Annotated in this window: 16 protein-coding genes, 1 tRNA gene and 10 pseudogenes; 13 read left to right on the plus strand and 14 right to left on the minus strand. The window is 70.8% G+C overall.

The window, feature by feature from the left end:
* Window positions 1–257 precede the first annotated feature (257 nt).
* Window positions 258–1,827: pseudogene (ilvA, locus tag HK415_RS17325) on the plus strand (threonine ammonia-lyase, biosynthetic).
* A gap of 8 nt (window positions 1,828–1,835) precedes the next feature.
* Window positions 1,836–2,570, plus strand: coding sequence for an adenosylcobinamide-GDP ribazoletransferase (locus tag HK415_RS17330; RefSeq protein ID WP_171561441.1), 735 nt, complete (start codon window positions 1,836–1,838; stop codon window positions 2,568–2,570).
* Here the strand turns inward: HK415_RS17330 and HK415_RS25435 are convergent.
* Window positions 2,543–2,731 carry a hypothetical protein gene (locus tag HK415_RS25435; protein WP_253261937.1) on the minus strand — a complete coding sequence of 63 codons (189 nt, stop codon included), beginning with the start codon at window positions 2,729–2,731 and terminating at the stop codon, window positions 2,543–2,545. The two genes, HK415_RS17330 and HK415_RS25435, sit on opposite strands and share 28 nt — an antisense overlap.
* Window positions 2,732–3,053: 322 nt before the next feature.
* Here HK415_RS25435 and gspG point away from each other — a divergent pair.
* The 11 genes and pseudogenes from gspG to HK415_RS17390 form a co-directional block, all read left to right on the plus strand.
* Window positions 3,054–3,510: pseudogene (gene gspG / locus HK415_RS17340) on the plus strand (type II secretion system major pseudopilin GspG).
* Window positions 3,485–3,954: pseudogene (locus HK415_RS17345) on the plus strand (GspH/FimT family pseudopilin). The pseudogenes gspG and HK415_RS17345 overlap by 26 nt, the downstream one beginning before the upstream one ends.
* Window positions 3,951–4,307, plus strand: coding sequence for a type II secretion system minor pseudopilin GspI (gene gspI / locus HK415_RS17350; RefSeq protein ID WP_171561443.1), 357 nt, complete (start codon window positions 3,951–3,953; stop codon window positions 4,305–4,307). Before HK415_RS17345 ends, gspI begins: the two are co-directional and overlap by 4 nt.
* An 8-nt stretch (window positions 4,308–4,315) precedes the next feature.
* A pseudogene (locus HK415_RS17355) lies at window positions 4,316–4,963 on the plus strand (PulJ/GspJ family protein); the annotation flags it as partial.
* Window positions 4,960–5,925, plus strand: a complete 966-nt coding sequence (gene gspK / locus HK415_RS17360) for a type II secretion system minor pseudopilin GspK (RefSeq protein ID WP_171561448.1) — start codon at window positions 4,960–4,962, stop codon at window positions 5,923–5,925. The pseudogene HK415_RS17355 and the gene gspK, both read left to right, overlap by 4 nt.
* Before the next feature lie 33 nt (window positions 5,926–5,958).
* Window positions 5,959–7,167, plus strand: a complete 1,209-nt coding sequence (gene gspL, locus HK415_RS17365; protein WP_171561450.1) for a type II secretion system protein GspL — start codon at window positions 5,959–5,961, stop codon at window positions 7,165–7,167.
* Entirely contained in the window at window positions 7,164–7,643 is a 480-nt protein-coding gene (locus tag HK415_RS17370; RefSeq protein ID WP_171561452.1) for a type II secretion system protein M, read from the plus strand. The genes gspL and HK415_RS17370 overlap by 4 nt, the downstream gene beginning before the upstream one ends.
* Window positions 7,640–8,439: pseudogene (gspN, locus tag HK415_RS27215) on the plus strand (type II secretion system protein N). The gene HK415_RS17370 and the pseudogene gspN overlap by 4 nt, the downstream one beginning before the upstream one ends.
* A 6-nt stretch (window positions 8,440–8,445) precedes the next feature.
* A pseudogene (gene gspD / locus HK415_RS17380) lies at window positions 8,446–10,602 on the plus strand (type II secretion system secretin GspD).
* A 6-nt stretch (window positions 10,603–10,608) separates the two neighbouring features.
* On the plus strand, window positions 10,609–12,012 hold the full coding sequence (gene gspE / locus HK415_RS17385; protein ID WP_171561455.1) for a type II secretion system ATPase GspE: 1,404 nt from the start codon (window positions 10,609–10,611) through the stop codon (window positions 12,010–12,012).
* Between the two features lie 122 nt (window positions 12,013–12,134).
* A pseudogene (locus HK415_RS17390) lies at window positions 12,135–12,659 on the plus strand (GDSL-type esterase/lipase family protein); the annotation flags it as partial.
* On the opposite strand, the gene HK415_RS17395 reads toward HK415_RS17390, so the two are convergent.
* The 13 genes and pseudogenes from HK415_RS17395 to HK415_RS25440 form a co-directional block, all read right to left on the minus strand.
* A complete protein-coding gene (locus tag HK415_RS17395; RefSeq protein WP_171561457.1) occupies window positions 12,656–12,862 on the minus strand; it encodes a hypothetical protein in 207 nt (68 codons plus the stop codon). The pseudogene HK415_RS17390 and the gene HK415_RS17395 sit on opposite strands and share 4 nt — an antisense overlap.
* Window positions 12,863–12,877: 15 nt before the next feature.
* Window positions 12,878–13,096 (minus strand): hypothetical protein, encoded by a 219-nt coding sequence (locus tag HK415_RS17400; RefSeq protein ID WP_171561459.1) that lies wholly within the window; start codon window positions 13,094–13,096, stop codon window positions 12,878–12,880.
* 95 nt (window positions 13,097–13,191) lie between these two features.
* On the minus strand, window positions 13,192–13,908 hold the full coding sequence (locus HK415_RS17405) for a haloacid dehalogenase type II (RefSeq protein ID WP_171561461.1): 717 nt from the start codon (window positions 13,906–13,908) through the stop codon (window positions 13,192–13,194).
* Between the two features lie 6 nt (window positions 13,909–13,914).
* Entirely contained in the window at window positions 13,915–14,253 is a 339-nt protein-coding gene (locus HK415_RS17410; protein WP_171561464.1) for a YegP family protein, read from the minus strand.
* 71 nt (window positions 14,254–14,324) lie between these two features.
* Window positions 14,325–14,495, minus strand: a complete 171-nt coding sequence (locus HK415_RS17415; RefSeq protein ID WP_171561466.1) for a PsiF family protein — start codon at window positions 14,493–14,495, stop codon at window positions 14,325–14,327.
* Between the two features lie 109 nt (window positions 14,496–14,604).
* Window positions 14,605–14,680 (minus strand) — tRNA-Phe (locus tag HK415_RS17420).
* 92 nt (window positions 14,681–14,772) lie between these two features.
* Complete coding sequence (locus tag HK415_RS17425; RefSeq protein WP_171561468.1) at window positions 14,773–15,495, minus strand: response regulator; 723 nt, start codon at window positions 15,493–15,495, stop codon at window positions 14,773–14,775.
* A gap of 44 nt (window positions 15,496–15,539) precedes the next feature.
* Window positions 15,540–17,800 (minus strand): annotated as a pseudogene (locus tag HK415_RS17430) (sensor histidine kinase).
* A gap of 2 nt (window positions 17,801–17,802) precedes the next feature.
* Window positions 17,803–18,458: pseudogene (locus tag HK415_RS17435) on the minus strand (DUF4390 domain-containing protein).
* Window positions 18,394–19,731, minus strand: coding sequence for a 16S rRNA (cytosine(967)-C(5))-methyltransferase RsmB (rsmB, locus tag HK415_RS17440; protein WP_171561470.1), 1,338 nt, complete (start codon window positions 19,729–19,731; stop codon window positions 18,394–18,396). The pseudogene HK415_RS17435 and the gene rsmB overlap by 65 nt, the downstream one beginning before the upstream one ends.
* Window positions 19,732–19,758: 27 nt before the next feature.
* Window positions 19,759–21,033, minus strand: coding sequence for an NAD(P)/FAD-dependent oxidoreductase (locus tag HK415_RS17445; protein ID WP_171561472.1), 1,275 nt, complete (start codon window positions 21,031–21,033; stop codon window positions 19,759–19,761).
* An 11-nt stretch (window positions 21,034–21,044) separates the two neighbouring features.
* Window positions 21,045–21,173 carry a c-type cytochrome gene (locus HK415_RS25950; RefSeq protein ID WP_256373126.1) on the minus strand — a complete coding sequence of 43 codons (129 nt, stop codon included), beginning with the start codon at window positions 21,171–21,173 and terminating at the stop codon, window positions 21,045–21,047.
* A gap of 15 nt (window positions 21,174–21,188) precedes the next feature.
* Window positions 21,189–21,356 (minus strand): annotated as a pseudogene (locus HK415_RS25440) (c-type cytochrome); the annotation flags it as partial.

A 21,356-nucleotide genomic window follows, 5' to 3' on the forward strand; every position in this document is an offset into this window, starting at 1 on the left:
GCGCCACGGATTGCGCCATTGAGGCATCGCCGCAACGAGCCTTGTGCATTGCAGCAAATTGCGGGCTATACTGGTTTCACAGCATAGCGATTCCGCTAGGCCCCGCCCGCGAAGCAGCTGGTTTCCCCACTGCCCCGCCGGCCTCGACGCTTGTCTCCTCCACCTCTCCTTTGGTGGATTTAGCCTCCGGGTCGCAAGGTCCGGGGCTTTTTTCTTGTCAGGGGCCGGTCCGGGGCGCCTCTTATGATTCCCGCGCCATGAAAAAACACCTGCAGCCGGAGGATTACCTCAAGAAGATCCTCACGGCGCGCGTCTACGACGTCGCCGTCGAATCGCCGCTGGAGCCCGCGCGCGCTGAGCCGCAGGCTGCACAACAAGGTGCTCCTCAAGCGCGAAGACCAGCAGCCGGTCTTCAGCTTCAAGCTGCGCGGCGCCTACAACAAGATGGCGCACCTGGCCCCCGAGCAACTCGAACGCGGAGTGATCTGCGCCTCCGCCGGCAACCACGCGCAGGGCGTGGCGCTGGCCGCGCACAAGATGGGCGCGCGGGCCGTGGTCGTCATGCCGGTGACCACGCCGCAGGTGAAGGTGGATGCGGTCAAGGCGCTGGGTGGCGAGGTCGTGCTGCACGGCGACAGCTACTCCGATGCCTACGAGCACTCGATCCAGCTGTGCGAGCGGGAGCAGCTCACCTTCGTGCACCCCTTCGACGACCCCGACGTGATCGCCGGCCAGGGCACCATCGCCATGGAGATCCTGCGCCAGCACCAGGGGCCGCTGGACGCGGTGTTCGTCGCCATCGGCGGCGGCGGCCTGATCGCCGGGGTGGCCAGCTACATCAAGTGCGTGCGCCCCGAAGTGAAGGTGATCGGCGTGCAGATGAGCGATTCGGACGCGATGGCGCGCTCGGTCGCGGCGAAGAAGCGGGTCACGCTGGGCGACGTGGGCCTGTTCTCCGACGGCACGGCGGTCAAGCTGGTGGGCGAGGAGACCTTCCGCCTGGCGCGCGAGCTGGTCGACGAATTCATGCTGGTGGACACCGACGCGGTGTGCGCGGCGATCAAGGACGTCTTCGTCGACACCCGCAGCATCGTCGAGCCGGCAGGCGCGCTGGCGGTGGCCGCGATCAAGCAGTACGTGGCGCAGCACAAGCGCCGCGGCGAGACCTACGCGGCGATCCTCTGCGGCGCCAACATGAACTTCGACCGCCTGCGCTTCGTCGCGGAGCGCGCCGAGGTCGGCGAGGAGCGCGAGGCGCTGTTCGCCGTGACGATTCCGGAGGAGCGCGGCAGCTTCCGCCGCTTCTGCGAGCTCATCGGCACCCTTCCGGGCGGCGCCCGCAACGTGACGGAGTTCAACTACCGCATCGGCGACGCGGAGCAGGCCCACGTGTTCGTCGGCCTCACCACCCACGGCAAGGGCGAGTCGACCAGGATAGCGGCGAACTTCAGCCGCCACGGCTTCGACGCGCTGGACCTCACGCACGACGAACTGGCCAAGGAACACATCCGGCACATGGTGGGCGGGCCTTCGCCGCTGGCGCAGGACGAGCGCCTGCTGCGCTTCGTGTTCCCGGAGCGGCCGGGCGCGCTGATGAAGTTCCTGTCGCACATGCGCCCCAGCTGGAACATCTCCCTGTTCCATTACCGCAACCAGGGCGCGGACTATGGCCGCATCCTGGTGGGCCTGCAGGTGCCGCGCAGCGACGACAAGGCCTTCCAGTCCTTCCTCGACACCCTGGGCTATCCCTCTTTCGAGGAGACCGCCAATCCGGTCTACCAGCTGTTCCTGCGCAGCCGGCCCCACGGCAAGCCCACGGCTGGGTAGCATCCGGGGTGCCTGCCATTCGTGACACCCTGAATATCTTCGCGCGCCAGTTCTCGCTGGCGCTGCACCACTCCACCCGCGTCCGCCTGGGAGGCCCGCTGGCGCCCCCGGAGGACGCCGACCCCGATGCGCTGCGCGCGAGCGACGCGCACCTGCCCGGAACGGGCTGGATCGTCGGCGTCGCCGCCTGCCTGCTGTTCGCGCTGGTCGGACTGCTGCTGCGCGCCAGCCCCTGGGGCGCCGCAGCCGCCGCCGTCGTGAGCACCATCCTCACCGTGGTGCTCACCGGCGCGCGCCACGAGAGCGCCGCCTTCCGGGCCGCCGAGCGCCTGGGCAGCGGCCAGGGCTTCGGCGTGCTGGCCGTGCTGCTGCTGCTGGCGGGGAAGATCGTGCTGCTGGCGGCGATCGCTTCCGTTTCGGAGGCGGGGGTGCTGGCCGCGCTGTTCGCGGCCCACGTCACTTCCCGGTTCGCACCGGTGGTGGCCACCCGCTGGCTCGGGGACCGGCATGACGTGCGCGCCCTGCGCATCGGCGCGCTCTGGTGCGTCGTGCCGCTGCTGCTGATGTTCCCCGCGAGCGGCTGGGCCTTCCCGCTGCTGGCCGTCCTGCTGGCGGCGAGCATCTCCTATGGCGTGCTGTGGCTGTGGGAACGGCGCTTCGGTCCGGGCGCGCAGGAGGACGCGGGCGCCCTGCAGCAGGTGTGGGAACTGGCCTTCTACCTGGGTGCGGCGATCGGCGCCTGAGCCCCGAGGGGCGAGCGCACCGGCGGCAGTTCCAGGATGACCTGCGTCGGCCCGCTGGCCAGCACCGCCTGGCGGCCGCGCACCGACTGCAGCACCACGCCCTCCTCGATGGTGGAGCCCACGCGGTAAGGCCGGGCCGGCTTGCCGTCCACCGAGATCACCGCGGCCCCCGCGCCGGAACGCCGCCGCCGCGGCCACGCCCAAGAGCTGGAAGCGGGAGGCGAGCGCCACCGCCGGCGCCGGCGCCGCCATGGCGCCCGCGACGGGCGAGTTGCCCAGCAGGCGTGCGAGCGCCTCCGGATCCACCGCGGCCAGCTGCCGTGACGGGGACAAGGGCACGCTGGGCGAACGCTCGCTGCCGGCGAGCCGCAGTCCCCAGAAGACCGCGCTGCCCGCCGCCAGCCCCCACAGCGCGAAGGTGGCGGCGCGGACGATCCAGGGGTCGGGGCTCGCGCTCAACATGCGCGGATTATCATTGAACCGATGTTGTCCACCCCCGCCTCCCGACTGCGTGCGCGTTTGCGCGTGCAGGCCGCCCACGCCGGCTTCACCCTGATCGAGCTGATGGTGGTGCTGGTCATCATCGGCGTGCTCGCCGCGCTGATCGTGCCCAACGTGCTGGACCGCGCCGACGACGCGCGCCACCGCGGCCAAGACCGACGTGAACAACCTGATGCAGGCGCTGAAGCTCTACAAGCTGGACAACCAGCGCTATCCCACCGGCGAGCAGGGCCTGCCGGCGCTGGTGGCGCGGCCGACGACGGGGCCGGTTCCGCCGAACTGGAAGCCCTACCTGGAGAAGCTGCCCAACGACCCCTGGGGCCGGCCCTACCAGTACCTCAACCCCGGCGTGAAGGGCGAGATCGACGTGATGTCCTTCGGCGCCGACGGGCAGGCCGGCGGCGAGGGCAAGAATGCCGACGTCGGCTCCTGGCAATAGGGCCGCGCGCGAGGTCCTGCTGCGCCGGCTGGCGGCCGGCTTCACGCTGCTCGAACTGCTGGTGGTGGTGGCGATCATCGCCGTCGCCTCCGCGGGCGTCTCCTTCGCCCTGCGCGACGCCGCCGGCCTGCCGCTCGAACGCGACGCCCAGCGCCTGGCCGCCCTGCTCGAATCGGCCCGTGCCCGCTCGCGCATGAGCGGACAGGCCGTGCGCTGGGTGGCGACCCCCGGGGCTTCCGCTTCGAGGGACTGCCGCGCGACGCGCTGCCGCAGAACTGGCTGGCCGAGGACACGCGGGTGCAGGGACGCGGCGTCCTCGTGCTCGGCCCGGACCCCGTCATCGGGCGGCAGGAAGTGGTGCTCACCAGCGCGGCGCACCCCGAACGCAGCATCCGCATCGCCACCGACGGCGTGCGCCCCTTCACCGCCGGCACGCCGCCATGAAGCGCGCGCGCGGCTTCACGCTGATCGAGGTGCTGGTGTCGCTGGGCATCGTGGCGATCGCGCTGGTCGCCGGCCTGCAGGCGAGCGCCGCGCTCACCAGCAACGCGCAGCGCCAGAGCGACATGGTGCTGGCGCAGCTGTGCGCGGAAAACGAGCTGGTCCGGCTGAAGCTCGCCAGGCAGCTGCCGGCGGTGGGCGACAGCGAGGAAGCGTGCGAGCAGGCCGGCCAGGCCTTCGTCGTGCGGGTGAAGGTCTCGCCCACGCCGAACCCGAGCTTCCGCCGCGTCGACGCGCACGTGCTGGCCAACGCCACGCCGCTGCTGCGCATTTCCACCGTCATGGGGCGCTTCTGATGCGGCACGCACGCGGCTTCACGCTGGTCGAACTGCTGGTGGCGCTGTTCGCGCTGGCACTGCTGGCGTCTCTCAGCTGGCAGGGCCTGGACGGCATGATCCGCGCGCGCCAGCAGACCGAGGCGCGCACGGACGAAGTGCTGGCGTTGCAGACCGGCCTGGCGCAATGGGCCGCCGACCTCGATGCGGTGACGCCTTTCCCGCCCACCGCGGCGATCGAATGGAATGGCCGCGTGCTGCGCCTCACGCGCCGCAGCAGCCTGTCGCCCGCCGAAGGCGTGCGCGTCGTCGGCTGGACGCGGCGCGAGGGCCGCTGGCTGCGCTGGGAGTCGGTCCCGCTGTTCACCCGCGGGGATCTCGACGCGGCCTGGCTGGAGGCCGACCTGTGGTCGCAGAAACCCAGCGACGCCATGCGGCGGCAGGAAGTGCTGATCGGGCCGCTGGAGGACTGGCAGATCTTCTTCTTCCGCGAGAACGCCTGGACCCATCCGCTCTCCACCGCGGCGGGCAGCGGCGCCGGCGCGCCGCAGGCCGCGGCGGCGCGCGGCGGCAGCGCCCTGCCCGACGGCGTGCGCCTGGTGCTGCAGCTTCCGGGCGGGCGGGCGATCTCCGGCCGGCTGCAGCGCGACTGGATGCGGCCGACGCTGACGCCATGAAGAAGCACGCCCAACGCGGTGCCGCCCTGCTCGCGGCCATGCTGACGGTGGCGCTGGTGGCCACCTTCGCCGCCGCCGCTCTCTGGCAGCAGTGGCGCACGGTGGAGGTCGAGGCGGCCGAGCGTTCGCGCATGCAGTCCGCCTGGATCCTCAATGGCGCGCTCGACTGGGCGCGCCTGATCCTGCGCGAGGACTTCAACGCCGACCGCACCGACCACCTGGCCGAACCCTGGGCCGTGCCGCTGCAGGAGGCGCGCCTGTCCACCTTCCTGGCCGCCGACCCGGGCAACAACATGGACCTGGGCGATGCGCAGGACGTGTTCCTCTCCGGCGAGATCGGCGACCTGCAGGCGCGGCTGAACCTGGGCGCGCTGGTGCAGGCCGGCTCGCTGCAGCCCAAGCTCCTCGAGTCCTTCGAGCGCCTGTTCGACGTGCTCGGGCTGCCGCAGGCGCAGCTCGCGCAGCTGGCGGAGAACCTGCGCTTCGGCTCCGACATCAGCATCGACAACCGCAACGCCGCCCGCGCGCCGCTCGTGCCGCAGCGCGTCGAACAGCTGGCCTGGCTGGGAGTGGCGCCGGAAACCGTGGCGGCGCTCGAGCCTTACGTGACGGTGCTGCCCTCCGCTTCGACCAAGGTGAACCTCAACACCGCGTCGGCTGAAGTGTTGTACGCCACGGGCAGGAACATGAGCCTGGCCGACGCCAAGCGGCTGGTGGCCGAGAGGGAAAGGCAGCACTTCCGCAACGTGTCCGATGCCAACAAGCTGGTGCCAGGCGCGACCTTCGACCTCACCACGACCTCGGTCGACACGCAGTACTTCGAAGTGCGCGGCCGGCTGCGCATCGACAAGGTGGTCATCGAGGAGCGTTCGATCCTGCAGCGCACCGGTCCGACCGTGCGCACCTTGCAGCGCGAACGCGGAGCTTCCGAGGGTTTCGCGCAGGCGGGGGTGCGCCGCTGAAGCGGGACCGCCCCCTACAATGCCCCGCACTCCATGAGCTCCCTCCTCGTTTCGCTGCCCCTCGAGCCGGCCACCAACGCGACCGAGTGGGCCTACGCGCTGACGGCCGGCGGCAGCACTCTGGCGGACCACGGCAAGGCGCGCGCCGCCCTGCTGCCCGCACCGCGCGGCACCGGCGCCGAAGTGGTCGCCGTGGTGCCGGTGCAGGCGCTGTCCTGGCACCGCGTCGACCTGCCGCGCGGCGTCGCCCCAGGCACGCCGCGCCTGCGCGCCGCGCTGGAGGGGCTGCTGGAAGAACAGCTGCTGGACGACACCGAGGCCGTGCACCTCGCGCTGCAACCCGGCGCCCGCGCGGGCGAGCCGGCCTGGGTGGCGATCTGCGACCGCGCCTGGCTGCGCAACGCGCTGCAGCTGCTCGATGCCGCCGGCCGCCCGGTCAGCCGCATCGTTCCCGAGTTCGCGCCGGAAGGGCCGCTGTCGCTGGTGGCCACCGGCGACGAGGAGCAGCCGCAGGTGGTCGCCAGCAGCTCCGAGGGCGTGCTGACGCTGCCCCTGACCGCCGCCACCCTGCCGCTGCTGCCCGCCCTGCCGGCCGACGCAGCGCGCTTCGCCGAGCCGGCCGTCGCCGCCATCGCCGAACAGCTGCTGCCGCAGCCCTGGACGCTGCAGCAGGCGCCGCAGCGCTGGGTGCAGTCCGCCGGCAGCCGCTGGGACCTGGCGCAGTTCGACTTCGCCAGTTCGACGCGGGCCCGGGCCCTGAAGAAGCTCGCCACCGGCTGGAGCGAGCTGCTGCGCGCCCCCGCATGGCGGCCGGCGCGCTGGGCCGCCGTGGCGCTGCTGGTGCTGAACGTGCTGGGACTCAACGCCTGGGCCTGGAAGGAGCGCGCCAGCCTGGACGGCAAGCGCGAGGCCGTGCGCGCGACCTTGCGCGAGACCTTCCCGCAGGTGAAGGTGATCGTCGATGCGCCGGTGCAGATGGAACGCGAGGTCGCGGCCCTGCGCCAGCAGACCGGCATGGCCTCGGCGCGCGACATCGATGCGCTGCTGGGGGCGCTCGCGTCCGCGCTGCCGGCCTCGCGCACGCCCAACACGATCGAATACGGCGGCGGCCAGCTGCGCGCCACCGGTATCGTGCTGACGCCGGAAGAATTCCGCGGCGTGGCCTCGCACCTGAAGGCGCTGGGCTACGCCGCCGCCAGCGAAGGCGGGGTGCTGGTGCTGAACGCGGAGGACGTGCGGTGAACGCGCAGCAGCTGCGCCAGCGCTGGGCCGGCTTCGCGCCGCGCGAACGCGCACTGATCCTCGCCGCGGCGGCCCTGGTGGCGATCGCCCTGGCGTGGTGGATCGCCCTCGCCCCGGCCCTCGCCACCCTGCGCAACGCCGACGCGCAGCACCGCGCGCTGGACGCGCAGCTGCTGCACATGAAGCGGCTGCAGGCGCAGGCCCGGGCGATGCAGTCGCAGCCGCGCCAGAACGGCGACGAGGCCCTGCGCCAGCTGGAGGGGGCGATCCGCCAGCAGCTCGGAGTGAGCGCGCGCTACAACATCGCCGGCGAGCGCGTCACGGTCACGCTCACCAACACGCCCGCCCCGGCCCTGGCCCAATGGCTCACGCAGGTCCGCACCAACGCGCGGGCCATCCCGGGCGAGGCCAGGCTGGCGCGCAATCCGGCCGGCGGCTGGGACGGCAGCCTGGTGCTGACGCTGCCCGCCCGCTGACGCCCCGTGGCGCGAACACGACGAGCCCGCGCGCGGCACCCTGGTCCTGGGCCGTGGCCGGCGGCGTGCTGGGCGTCCTGTGCGCGCTGGTCCTGTTCGCCCCCGCCCGCTGGCTGGCGGCAGCGGTGGAGCGCGCCACCGGCGCCCAGGTGCTGCTGCTCGATACGCGCGGCACCGTCTGGGACGGCTCGGCGCAGCTGGTGCTGACCGGGGGTTCCGGCAGCACCGATGCCGCGGCCCTGCCCGGGCGGGTGTCCTGGGAGCTGCATGCGCTGTGGGACGGCGCGGCCGCCCGCGTGCGCACCGAATGCTGCACGCCGCAGCCACTGGACCTGCGCGCCCGCTGGCGCCCGGGCGGCATGCGGCTTCAGGTCGGGGACGCCGTTTCGCAGTGGCCGGCGCGCGTGGTGGCGGGCCTGGGCACCCCTGGAACACATTGCAACTGGATGGTGAAGTAAGGCTCACCACGCAGGGGCTTTCAGTAGAATGGGTCGAAGGTCGTCCGGTGGTTGCCGGGCGGGCCGAGTTGGTGGCGCTGCGCGTCGCGTCGCGCCTTTCTACGCTGAGGCCCATGGGCAGCTACCGCATTACCCTGGAAGGCGGCTCGCAGGCCACGCTGCGGCTGGAAACCCTGGAAGGCAGCCTGCAGCTGTCGGGGACCGGGCAGTGGGTCGGGCGCCGCCTGCGCTTCCGCGGCGAAGCCAGTGCCGTCCCCGGGCGGGAGGCCGCGCTCGCGAACCTCCTGAACATCATCGGGCGCCGCACCGGCGAGCGCTCGCTCATCTCGATAGGCTAGCGCCGCATGAACCAACGTTTCGCCGCCGCCTCACTGGCCCTGGCCCTGCTGCTGGGGACCGCCATGGGCGTGCACGCGCAGCGCGCCAGCGAGCCGATCACGCTCAACTTCGTCAACGCCGAGATCGAGGCGGTGGCGCGCACCATGGCCGCGATCACCGGCCGCAACATCGTGGTCGACCCGCGGGTGAAGGGCACCATGACGCTGTCGACGGAGCGGCCGGTGCCGCCGGCCGCCGCCTTCAACCAGTTCGTGGCCACGCTGCGCCTGTCCGGCTACACCGTCGTCGAATCCGGCGGGCTGCTCAAGGTGGTGCCGGAAGCCGAGGCCAAGCTGCAGGGCGGCTCCGTCTCGGTGGGCGGCACCGCCACCGGCAGCCAGATCGTCACACAGATCTTCCGCCTGAACTTCGAGAACGCGTCCAACCTGGTCCCGATCCTGCGTCCGCTGATCAGCCCCAACAACACGATCAACGTGAACCCCGGCAACAACTCGCTGGTGATCACGGACTATGCGGACAACCTGCAGCGCATCGGCCGCATCATCGCGGCGCTGGACGTGTCCAGCGCCACCGACGTGGAGGTCATCAACCTGCGGCACGCCCTCGCGGTGGACCTCGCGCCCATCGTGCAGCGGCTGGTCGACTCGTCCGGCGGCCCCGGGGGGCGGCGGCCGGGCAGGGACAGACCGACACCTCCTTCCGCACCGCGGTGATCGCCGAGCCGCGCAGCAACTCGCTGATCGTGCGCGCGGGCAATCCCGCGCGGCTGAACCTGGTGCGCTCGATCGTCGCGAGCCTCGACGTCGCCGGCACCGGCGCCGCCGCCGGCAACATCCACGTCGTCTACCTGCGCAACGCGGAAGCCACCAAGCTCGCCACGGTGCTGCGCGCGGCCCTGGCCAGCATCGCCGGGCCCGGCACCACGGGTGCCGCGGGCGCGGCCGGGGGCCGGCGGCGGCGTGCTGCTTGCGCAGCCTTCGCCGCTGACCGCCAGCGGCCTGAGCAGCCCGGGCGCCGGCACCGGCACCAGCGCGTCCAACGCGCCGATCACCCCTTCCGCCCAGCCTTCCACCGGCGGCCAGATCCAGGCCGACCCGGCGACGAACTCGCTGATCATCACGGCACCCGAACCGCAGTACCGGCAGCTGCGCGCCGTGATCGACCAGCTCGATGGCCGCCGCGCGCAGGTGCTGGTGGAAAGCCTGATCGTGGAGGTGAACGCCGACAAGGCGGCCGAGTTCGGCATCCAGTGGCAGAACATCCTGGGCACCAGCAACAGCAGCGTCATCGGCTTCCTGGGCACCAACTTCCGCGGCAGCGGCACCGGCGGCGCCAACATCATCGACCTGGCCATCGGCGCGGCCACCGGCGAGGTGCGTCCTGCGCCCGGCGTCAACATCGCCGCGGCGCGCAACATCAACGGCACCTTCGTGCTGGGCCTGCTGGCCCGCTTCCTGGAGGCGAACACCGACGCCAACGTGCTGTCCACGCCGAACCTGCTGACGCTGGACAACGAGGAGGCCAAGATCGTCATCGGCCAGAACGTGCCCTTCGTCACCGGCCAGTTCACCAACACGGGCACCAGCAACAGCTCGGTGAACCCCTTCCAGACCATCGAGCGGCGCGACGTGGGCCTGACGCTGCGCGTGAAGCCGCAGATCAACGAGAACGGCACGGTGCGCCTGACGATCTACCAGGAGGCCTCGAGCGTGCAGCCCGGCACCGAGCGGGACACCAACGGCCCCACCACCAACAAGCGCACCATCGAGTCCAACGTGCTGGTGGACGACGGCTCGGTGGTGGTCCTGGGCGGCCTGCTGGAAGACCGCTACGGCGGCAACCAGGAAAAGATCCCCGGCGTCGGCGACGTCCCGGTGCTGGGCAACCTGTTCAAGAGCGAGGCGCGCCGCCGCACCAAGAGCAACCTGATGGTCTTCCTGCGGCCGGTGGTGATCCGCGACACCAGCGCGAGCGACGCGGTGTCGATCGACCGCTACGACCTGATGCGCACCAAGCAGCAGAACACGCAGCCGGCCAACAGCGTGATCGTGCCGGTCAACCAGGCGCCGATCATGCCGGAGATCACGACCGTGCCGCCGCCGCTGGACACCTGGAAGCCGCTGTCCCCGCCGCCGGCCACCACCGCGCCCAGCGTGCGCTGAAGGACGATGCGCTACCCGCTGCCCTACGGCTTCGCGCGCAGCCAGCAGCTCCTGCTGGAAGACGACGGCGGGCAGCTGGTGCTGTGGCACGCGGGCACGCCGGCGCCGGCCTGGAGCGAGGTGCTGCGCAAGTACCCGGTGCGCAAGCTGCAGCAGCTGGACGCCGGCGCGCTGGCCCAGCGCATCTCGGCCGCCTATGCCCAAGGCGAATCGAGCGCCGCCACCGTGGTCAGCGAAGTGCAGAACGACGCCGACCTCACGCGCATGATGCAGGAGCTGCCGGCGGTGGAAGACCTGCTGGAGGCGAGCGACGACGCGCCCATCATCCGCATGCTCAACGCGCTGCTGACGCAGGCGGCACGCGACGGCGCCAGCGACATCCACATCGAGCCCTACGAGCGCCATTCGAGCGTGCGCTTCCGCGTGGACGGCGCGCTGCGCGAGGTGGTGCAGCCCAATCGCGCCCTGCACGCGGCCCTGATCTCGCGCCTGAAGATCATGGCGGAACTGGACATCGCGGAGAAGCGGCTGCCGCAGGACGGCCGCATCTCGCTGCGCATCGGCACGCGCGCCGTGGACGTGCGCGTGTCCACCATCCCCAGCGCGCACGGCGAACGCGCGGTGCTGCGGCTGCTGGACAAGAGCGAGAGCCGCATCAGCCTGGAGTCGGTCGGCATGACCGGCGGCACGCTGGACCGCTTCCTCGAACTGATCGGCCAGCCGCACGGGATCATCCTGGTGACCGGCCCGACCGGCTCCGGCAAGACCACCACGCTGTATGCGGCGCTGAGCCGGCTGGACGCCAGCACCAGCAACATCATGACGGTGGAGGACCCGATCGAGTACGAGCTGCCCGGCATCGGGCAGACGCAGGTCAACCCCAAGATCGACCTCGACTTCGCCAAGGCGCTGCGCGCGATCCTGCGGCAGGACCCGGACGTGATCATGATCGGCGAGATCCGCGACTACGAAACGGCGCAGATCGCGATCCAGGCCTCGCTGACCGGCCACCTGGTGCTGGCCACGCTGCACACCAACGATGCCGCCAGCGCGGTGAACCGGCTGATCGACATGGGCGTGGAGCCCTTCCTCCTGAGTTCATCGCTGCTCGGCGTGCTGGCGCAGCGCCTGGTGCGCAAGCTGTGCGAGTACTGCAAGGTGGAAGGGGAAGGCGTGGCGCGCGGCTGCGCGCATTGCAGCTACACGGGCTACCAGGGGCGCACCGGCATCTTCGAGCTGATGGTCGCCAACGACGCGATCCGCGCCCTGATCCACAACCGGGCGGCGGAAGCCGGCGTCCGCGAGGCGGCGCTGTCGTCCGGCATGCGCCTGATGCGCGACGACGGCGAGCGGCTGGTGCGCGAAGGCATCACCTCGCGCGAGGAAGTGCTGCGCGTCACGCGCGACTGACGCCGCCGGTGCCGTCCCGCCGCGCCTTCCTCGTTGCAGCGCTCGCGCTCTTGGCCGCGGCCGGCTGCTCGCGCAAGCAGAAGATGCAGCCGCTGCCCGCAGGCAGCACCGTGCTGGCCCTCGGCGACTCGCTGACCTTCGGCACCGGCGCCAGCGCGGAGACGAGTTATCCGGTCGTGCTGGCTCGCCGGACCGGGTGGGACGTGGTGAATGCGGGCGTCCCGGGCGACACCGCCGGCGGCGCGCTGGGGCGGCTGCCGGCCTTGCTGCAGCAGCACCAGCCGCGGCTGGTGATCGTGAGCATCGGCGGCAACGACTTCCTGCGCCGTGTCGCGCCGGCCGAAACGCGGGCCAACATTCGCGGCATCTGCGAGCAGGCCGCGACCGGTGGTGCTCAGGTGCTGCTGGTGGCGATTCCGGAAGTGAGTGCCTTCGCCGCGGCGGCGCGTTCCCTCGCTGACCACGCGCTCTACCGCGAGCTGGCCACCGAGATGAAGATCGCCCTGCACGAGCGCGGCTGGTCGGATGTCCTGAACGATCCGGCGCTGCGCTCGGACCCGATCCACGCCAACGCGCGTGGCTACGAAGCCTTCGCCGCGGGTCTTGCGGCCCGGGCGCGCGAACTGGGGCTGATGGCAGCGCGCTAGTACGCGCGTTCCGGCGGATTGCCCGGGCCGGGTTCCTTGATCGGATACTGCGGCCCGCGTTCCTTCTCGATCGGCGGGGCCTGGCGGTCGTCCTGCTGCGGGCGGGGCTGCGGTTGCGGCTGCTGCTGCTGCTGCGCCTGCAGGCGGTAGCTGGCGGTGGGCTTGCCGCTCAGCGGCTTGAACCTGGCCTTGAACATCACCATGGCGATCTCCCTTCCTCAGTCCGGCGTCTGCACGAAGTCCGTATGGCCGCCCACGCCGTCCCGCTTCTCGTTCTCTTCGGACACGGTGCGCTGGTTGGGCACCAGCTCCTGCTGATCGTCGTCGGCCCGCGGCTTGGGCTGCGGGATGGTGCCGCGCTCCGGTTGCGGATGCGCCAGCCCGTGGTCGATGGGGTGCGGTCTTCTGGCATGGGAGGCCTCCTGTGTCCATGCCATGGTGCCGCCACGGCCGCTTGCGGCCGCTAGGCGCGGGGCGCTCCGGGGCCTAGTCCCGGCCCGCGCTCTGCTGTCAGCCCCTGACTACAGCTGGCTCAGCAGCCAAGCTGCTCGGCCAGGTCCAAGAGGTCGCGGCTGTGCAGTTCGTTCGCAGCCTGCGGGCTCACGTCCTTGACCTTGCCCGCGCCGAACTCCAGCGGCCGCTCGACGTAGGCGGTGCGCAGTCCGCAGGCGCGCGCGCCTTCCAGGTCGTCGTGGTGCGCGGCGACCAGCATCACGCGCTGCGGCGGCAGGTCGAACACGCGGGCGACGCCCCGGTAGGTGGCGGGATCGGGCTTGTACGCGCGGAACACTTCCGCCGAGAGCACGCAGTCCCAGGGCAGGCCGGCACGCTTGGCCATGCGCGTGAGCAGCCCCAGGTTGCCGTTGGACAGCGTGCACACGATGTACTTGCGCTTCAGGCGCTGCAGCCCGGCGACGGCGTCGGGCCAGGGATCGAGGCGATGCCACGCGCGATTGAGGTGGCTTCGCGCCGCTTCGTCGAGGTGCGCGAGGCCGAACTGCGGCAGGATCTCATCGAGGATCCTGCGGTGCAGGTCGTCGATCAAGGTCCAACCGAGCTCGCCGGACATCACCCGCGCCATCGCCGGCCGGTAGCCGGCGCGCCACGCGAGCGCGAAGGCATCGCCATCCACCTGCGGATGCAGCGCGGACATCTCGCGCACGATGCTGCCGTGCCAGTCGACGACGGTGCCGAAGATGTCGAAGGCGAGGACCTCGACTTCGTCGGCGTGTCCCCAGCGGAGGTGCAAGGGAGTTCAGCCCGCGGTCAGGTCCTTGACGGCGGCGGTCGGCGCATTGGCCTTCACGGACGCGATGCCGTTTTCCATCGCCGCGGCAGAAGAGTACATCTCGCTGCGCCCCACGGCCTGGCCGTTGCCGGCGACCAGCGTGAAGTACGCCGAATCGTCCTTGGCCGTCTTGCGCTGGTAGCGGGCGTCGTCCCCGGCGTTCTGCTTCACCGACGCGATCCCGTCGAGAGCGCTCTGCTTCGTCTTGTACAGCTCGCTCGACAGGATGACCTGGTTGTTGCCGGCCTTCAGGTTGAACCGGAACTGGGAGCCCGCTGCCGCATTGAGTTCGAAGTAGCCTGCCACGGTCGTTCTCCAAAGTGGAGAGGGCAGTTTGGCACGGTTGCGACAGGACGTACAGGGGCGCCGCCGGGGACTCAGTCCTTCTTCAGGCACTCGCTCATGAACTTCTTGCGCTCGTCCCCCTTCTTGTCACCGGCGTCCTTGTTGCAGGTGGCCATCTTGCTTTGCTGCTTGGTTTCGGCAGCGTGGACCGCGCCCACCGAGAGGCCGAGGGCGAGGATGGCGAGGGAAAGAAGCTGTTTCATGCAGGCTCCGTCCGAGGTTGTGCGCCATTTCAGCACGGCCGTGGGCGCGGGACAAGCTTGGCCCGGCCGGAAATGAAAACGCCCCGAGCGAGTCGGGGCGTTCAGGGTCTGGTGGCCTGGGGCGGAATCGAACCACCGACACGCGGATTTTCAATCCGCTGCTCTACCAACTGAGCTACCGGGCCGTGAGCCGGAAATTATATCAGAGGGGGACGCACCGCCCGCGGGGAGCGCCCCCACCCCAGCCCTCCCCCGCAGGGGGAGGGAGGAAGACACGTCAAGCGGCGGAGGAGCTGTTGCGCTTGCCGCGCGAGAGGTCCACGCCCAGTTGCTTGAGCTTGCGGTACAGGTGCGTGCGCTCCAGGCCGGTCTTCTCCGCCACGCGCGTCATCGAGCCGCCTTCCTTGGCCAGGTGGAACTCGAAGTAGCACTTCTCGAATTCGTCGCGCGCGTCGCGCAGCGGCTTGTCCAGTTCGAACAGCTGGCGCGCCTGCGGGCCCATCTCCACCGCCGCCGGAATGGTCTGGCCGCCGGTCATGGCGGCTTCGACCGTGAGCTCCTGCACCTGCATAGGCATCACGCCCGCCATGCCGGGCTTGCGCATCGGCACCACGGCGGCCGTCGTGCCGCCGCCGCCATTGCGCGCGAGGCCAGCTTCCACCGCCTTGAGCAGCTTCTGCATCGTGATCGGCTTCTCCAGGAAGGAGTGCGCGCCGATCTTCGTGGCTTCCACCGCCGTCTCGATGGTGGCGTGCCCGGACATCATGATGACGGGCATGCTCAGGAGACCGGTCGTGGACCACTCCTTGAGCAGCGTCACGCCGTCGGTGTCGGGCATCCAGATATCGAGCAGCACCAGGTCGGGCCGCATGCGCTGGCGGGCCGCCCGGGCCTGCGCCGCGTTTTCAGCAAGTTCGACGGTGTGACCTTCGTCGTTGAGGATTTCGGAGAGGAGGTCCCGGATACCGAGCTCGTCGTCCACCACCAGTATGTTTGCCATCACCCTCTCTGCATTGGACCGTCACAGGCGTGAAGGCCGCGTTGTTAACCCGCAACTCCAAATGATAACGACACTTGGGCCCCCTGGACGACTCCTTCGACGGCCCTATTTTTCAGATCGATGCGGGCGCCATGCTCATCCGCGATTTTTTCACGACGGCCAGCCCGAGACCCGTGCCCTTGGACTTGGTCGTCACGTAGGGCTCGAAGGCGCGCTTCAGGATGTGCTCCGGGAAGCCGCTGCCGTTGTCCTGCACCAGCAGGCGCACGCGGCGCGAGGTTTCGCTCCATTGCGTGCGGACCACCACGTCCGGGTTCGGCCGGCCCTCGGTGGCATCCTGCGCGTTTTGCAGCAGGTTGTGTATGACCTGCCGCAACTGCTGCGGATCGCCCAGAATCCGGGGGCAGGCCGGGTCCAGCACCACCCGCACCGGCACCTGCGCCGGGCCGCGCGCGTCCTCGCCTTCCCGCGCGTACAGGTGCAGCACGTCGTTCACCAGGGCGTTGAGGTCCACCGGCTTGAGTTCCGCCGCCGGCAGCCGGGCGTAGTCGCGGAACTCGTTGACCAGCCGCTTCATGGAATCGACCTGGTCGACGATGGTGTGGACCGACTTGACCAGCATCGCCCGCTCGGGCTCGGCCAGCTTGCCGCTCAACTTCATCTCCAGCCGCTCCGCCGACAGCTGGATCGGCGTCAGCGGGTTCTTGATCTCGTGCGCCAGGCGCCGGGCCACCTCGCCCCAGGCCTGCGCCCGCTGCGCCGAGACGATCTCGGAGATGTCGTCCAGCACCAGCAGGTTCGCGTCGCCCGGCATGGCGGCGCCGCGCGCCACCAGCGTCACCACGTTGGCCTGGGTGTCGCCGCCGCGGGCGGTGTTCAGCTCGAAGGGCTGCTGCCAGTGGTCGACGATCTGGGTTTCGGTCAGGAACTCCTCGAAGCGCTGCTGAACCGCCGCCCCGAAGGCCTCCAGGCCCGGGACCTTGGACAGCGGCCGGTCCTGGTAGTCCTCCAGCGGATAGCGCAGGATGCGCGAAGCCCCGGGGTTGGACGTGATGATCCGGCCTTCCCGATCGAGCACGATCACGCCCGCGGTCAGGTTGTCCAGGATGGTCTGCAGGTTGGCCCGGGCCGCGCTCACCTGGTCCATGCTGCGTTCGACGGCGAAGCGCGCATCCGCCAGCTGCTGCGTCATCTGCGCGAAGGAACGCGTGAGGCCGCCGAGTTCGTCCTTGCCCTGCAGGGCCGGCTTGGGCGAGAGGTCGCCGGCGGCCACCTCGCTCACGCCGGCGGCCAGCAGCAGCAGCGGCCGCGCGAGCTGGTTGCCCAGGATGATGGCCAGCAGCACCGCGCCGAAGACGGCGAGGAACAGGCTCAAGGTCAGCGTGCCGATGTACATGCGGCGCAGCCCCTCCCGGCCCAGCGCGCGCTCCTGGTACTCGCGGTTGGCCTCCTGCACCGCGATCGCATTGGCCACCAGCGCGGGTGGAATGGTGATGGTGGCCTGCAGGAAGCGCGACTCGGCCAGCAAGCCCAGGCTGGGCTGCGGCACCGGCACGATCGCCTTGATCCTGGCGCTGTTGGTGGCCGCGACGTTCGGGTCGTCCAGTCCCTCCACGATGGTGAAGGCGCGCTGCGTGCGCACCGCCCGCAGCTGCTGCGGCGTGGGCCGTTCGGGGTGGATCTGGAAGCGCGACTGCCCCGTGCTGGCGATCATCTGGCCGCTGGTGCTCCAGAGCACCACGTCGGTGGCGCCCAGCTGCTCGCGGGTGCGCTCCAGCGCCAGGCCGGCCGAGGTGTCCGAGGTTTCCGAGAGCTGGTTGGCGGCGCTGCGGGTCTTGGCCGCCAGGTCGCTCGCCAGGGCATCGAGCGTGGCGCGCCCGAGGTTCAGGCCCGCGTCCAGCGCGCCTTCCACCTTGACGTCGAACCAGCTCTCGATGGAGCGCGAGACGAACTGGTAGGACACCACGTAGATCAGCACGCCGGGCACCAGGCCCACGAAGGCGAAGATCGCCGCCAGCTTGACCAGCAGGCGGCTGCCGAACTTGCCGCGCCGCAGCCGCGAGGCCAGGCGCACAAACACCCACAGGATCACCGCCAGCAGCACGCCGGCGATCACCATGTTCAGCGCGAACAGCCGGCCGTAGTTGCGCTCGTAGAAGTCGCGGTTGTTGGTGGCCTGCGTGAGCAGGAACAGCAGCACGATGGCGATGCCGATGGCCACCGTCACGCCCACGGCGATCGCCCAGCGCCAGGCGCGCGAGCTTTCGAGCAGCTTGCGCGGCGGGCCTTCGGGCGGTCGGGGCAGGTTCACCGTGGGTTGTCGAAGACGAGGCGCTGGGTGCGCACGGCCAGGATGATCCACTCCGCCTGGCCGACGGCGCCGATCTGGAAAGGCCGCGGCAGCTGCGACATGTCGAGACGGAAGCGGAAGTCTATGTTGTGCGGAGCTTCGGGGTCCACCTCCCCGGGTCCGCGATCCGCCAGCGGGACACGCGCTGGATCGCCGCCACCGCTTCCTCGCGGGTGTCGAAGGTCTGGCCCAGCACCATGCCGGAGTGGCCGATCGGCGTGGCGGAGACCTGCAGCCGCCAGCGCCGGGTGAGCGGCTGGTAGGCCAGGCGCATGTGGCGGGTGACGAAGGCGACGCGCTTGTCGTACCAGTACCAGCGGTCCCGGTAGATCGAGGCCTCGGCCAGGAAGTACATCGGGATGCCCTTGGCCAGGGCGTCCTCCACCACCTGCGGCAGCTCGAAACGGACCGCGGCGCTCAGGAGCACGCCCTCCTCGGTCCGCTCGACCTGGAGCTGCGTCACTTCCGCGGCGTTCACCTGCGCCCAGGCCGCGGACCAGCCCGGCAACAGCAGCAGCAATCCGAGGACCCAGGACCAGGCGAGCCGCTCAATCCGGGCGGGCTGGTGCATCCAGTGCACTCTTTTGCAGCACCGCATAGAAAAAGCCGTCATGGTCACTCGGTCGATTGTCCGGGAGGGGCCCCTGCTGAGCCCGGTTGCAGGGCAATAAATGGCCGGGGCCGGGCCGCAAAACGGCCTCGCTGTTGTGCGCAAGAAACGCCTCGATCTGGCCCTCGCCCTCCGCCCGGAACACCGAGCAGGTGCAGTACACGAGGCGGCCGCCCTCTTTCAGCAGGGGCCAGAGCGCAGTGAGCAACCGCTTTTGCTGCTCCGCCAGCTGCGCGATGTCCCCTGGCCGGCGCAGCCAGCGCACGTCCGGATGGCGGCGGACGATGCCCGAGGCGGTGCAGGGCGCATCCAGCAGGATCGCGTCGAAGGGCTGGCCGTCCCACCAGCCGCCGGGCTCGCCCGCATCGGCGGCGCGCACCTGCGCGTGCAGGCCCAGGCGCTGCAGGTTCTGGTGGATGCGCTCGCAGCGCACGGGGTCCACGTCCAGCGCCAGCACCTGGGCGTGCGGCAGCAGCTCGCACACCTGCGCCGTCTTGCCCCCGGGCGCGGCGCAGGCGTCGAGGATGCGCGCGTCGGCCGGCAGCCCGGGCACCAGAAGTTCGGCGGCCAGCTGGGCGCCCGCGTCCTGCACCGACCACAGGCCTTCGGCGAAGCCCGGGATGCCGTCGACCGGGTGCGGCCGGTCCAGCACCAGCCCGTGCCGCCCGACCGGCTCGCTGGCGATGTGCCCCGCCGCCAGCAGGTCGCGCAGGGGCTCGCGCGAGATGCGGTGCGTGTTCACCCGCAGCGTCATCGGAGCGGGACTGTTGTTCGCCTCCAGGATCTCCTGCCAGGCCTGCGGGTGGTCGTGCTGGAGCCGGGCGATCCACCAGCGCGGATGGTTCCAGCGCGCCACCGGGTCCTCGCTGGTCAGCTCCACCAGCGCATCGCGTTCGCGCAGGAAGCGGCGCAGGCAGGCGTTGATGAAGCCCTGCTGGTTGCGCGTCTCGGGCGAGCGCTTGGCCGCTTCCACGGCCTGGTCCACCAGCGTGAACGGCGGATAGGGCGCGCCCTCTTCCCGCCAGGCCAGCGCCAGCGCCGTGCACAGCAAGGCATCGGCGGCCGGCGGCGGCGCGCGCTGGGCCAGCAGCCGGCGCAGGGCTTCGGCGCGCCCGAGGTTGCGCAGCACGTGGAAGGACAGGGCCTGCACTCCCGGCCGCAGGTCCGGGAACACGCGGGCGATCGCCGGCGTCGCGGATTCCCCGCGGCGGATCGCCGCCAAAACGGAAGCGGCAGCCTGAAGCTGCCGCCAGAGCGCGGGGGCCGGACCTGTCATCCGGTCATTGTGTCACCCGCGCCGCGCTCAGCCCAGCGAGTCGGCCCAGATGTTCTGCGCCCAGTTCCAGGCGTAGATGCCCTCGGTCTGGTTGGGCGCCGCGCTCAGGCCACCCGAGCCCGCGACGGTCTTGAAGGTCTTCTCGCCCGCCACGTACTCGTGCACGCTGGCCACGTGGATCACGTTCGTGTTGTCCACGTAGCTGTAGCAGGTGTTGGTGAGCATCGGGTTCGGGTTCACCGGCCAGCCCGCCAGGCGCGCGACGATCGCCGCGGCGGCCACCTTGGCGTGGCTGTTGGCCATGTGGCCGCTCTTGGGCATGGCCGGGGCGATCTGGATCGAGTCGCCCAGCACGTGCACGTCCTTCGCCACGCTCGACTCGAAGGTCTGGTAGTCCACGCCGCACCAGCGGTTGCTGGCGAGGTTGGCCAGGCCGGCCTGCTGCGCGATCACGCCGGCGCGCATCGGCGGCAGCACGTTCAGCACGTTCGCCTTCACGTCGTCCTGCACCTCGAACTTGATCAGGCCGTTGCGCGGGTCGACCGCCGTCACCTTGTGCTGCGCGCGGAACTCCACGATGCCGCGGTACTGCTCCGCCCACACCTTCTTGAACAGCGCACCCTTGGAGGTGACGTCCGGGTTCGCATCCAGCACCAGCACCTTGCTGCGCGGCTTGGCGTTCTTGAAGTACCAGGCGACCTGGCAGGCGCGCTCGTAGGGACCGGGTGGGCAGCGGTAAGGTTGCTCGGGCACCGTGATGGCATAGACGCCGCCGTCCGGCATCGCCTCGAGCTGGCGGCGCAGCGCCACCGTCTCGGGCCCGGCCTTCCACGCCTGCAGCACGAGCCCGGCGTCGTTGGCCGCGCGCAGGCCTTCGATGGCGTCGAACTGCAGGTCCACGCCCGGCGAAACCACCAGCTTGTCGTAGGCGATCGTGCCGCCGCCGGCCAGCGTGACCGTCTTGCGCTGCGTGTCCACCGACTGGGCGAAGCCCTTGACGACGCGCACGCCGTGGCTGCGCGCGAGCGCCGTGTAGGGCGTGGTGATCTCGGCCAGCTGGCGGCTGCCGCCGATCACCAGGTTGGACATCGGGCAGGACACGAAGGCGTCGTTCGGCTCAATCAGCACGACGTCGATCTTGTGCTCGGACAGCAGGCGCACGTACTTGGCGGCGGTGGCGCCGCCGTAGCCGCCGCCGATCACGACCACCTGCGCCTTCGAGGGCAGGCTGGTGGTGGCGCAGGCGCCCAGGCCGAGCAGGCCCAGGGCCGCGGAGGTCTGGAGGAAGGAGCGTCTTTGCATCGTGGTCGTCCTCACTTCTTCTGCGCGGCGAAATAGCTGGCGATCTGCTGCAGCTGCGGTTCGCTGAAGCCCTTGGTGATCTGGTGCATCACGGTCGCGGGCCGGCTGCCGTCGCGGAAGGACTTCAGCTGCAACAGCATGTACTCGCGCGGCATGCCTGCCAGCGCCGGGACGGCCGACCCGGTGGTCGTGCGGCCGTCGGTGCCGTGGCAGTTGGCGCAGGTCGCCGCCAGGCTCTTGACGTAGAGCGCATCGGGCGACTGGCCGTGCGCGGCGGACGCCGCGGCCACGCCGGCGCACAGCAGGATCGTTCGCATTCCCAT

Source organism: Ramlibacter montanisoli, from assembly GCF_013087525.1.
Classification (GTDB): Bacteria; Pseudomonadota; Gammaproteobacteria; order Burkholderiales; family Burkholderiaceae_C; genus Ramlibacter; species Ramlibacter montanisoli.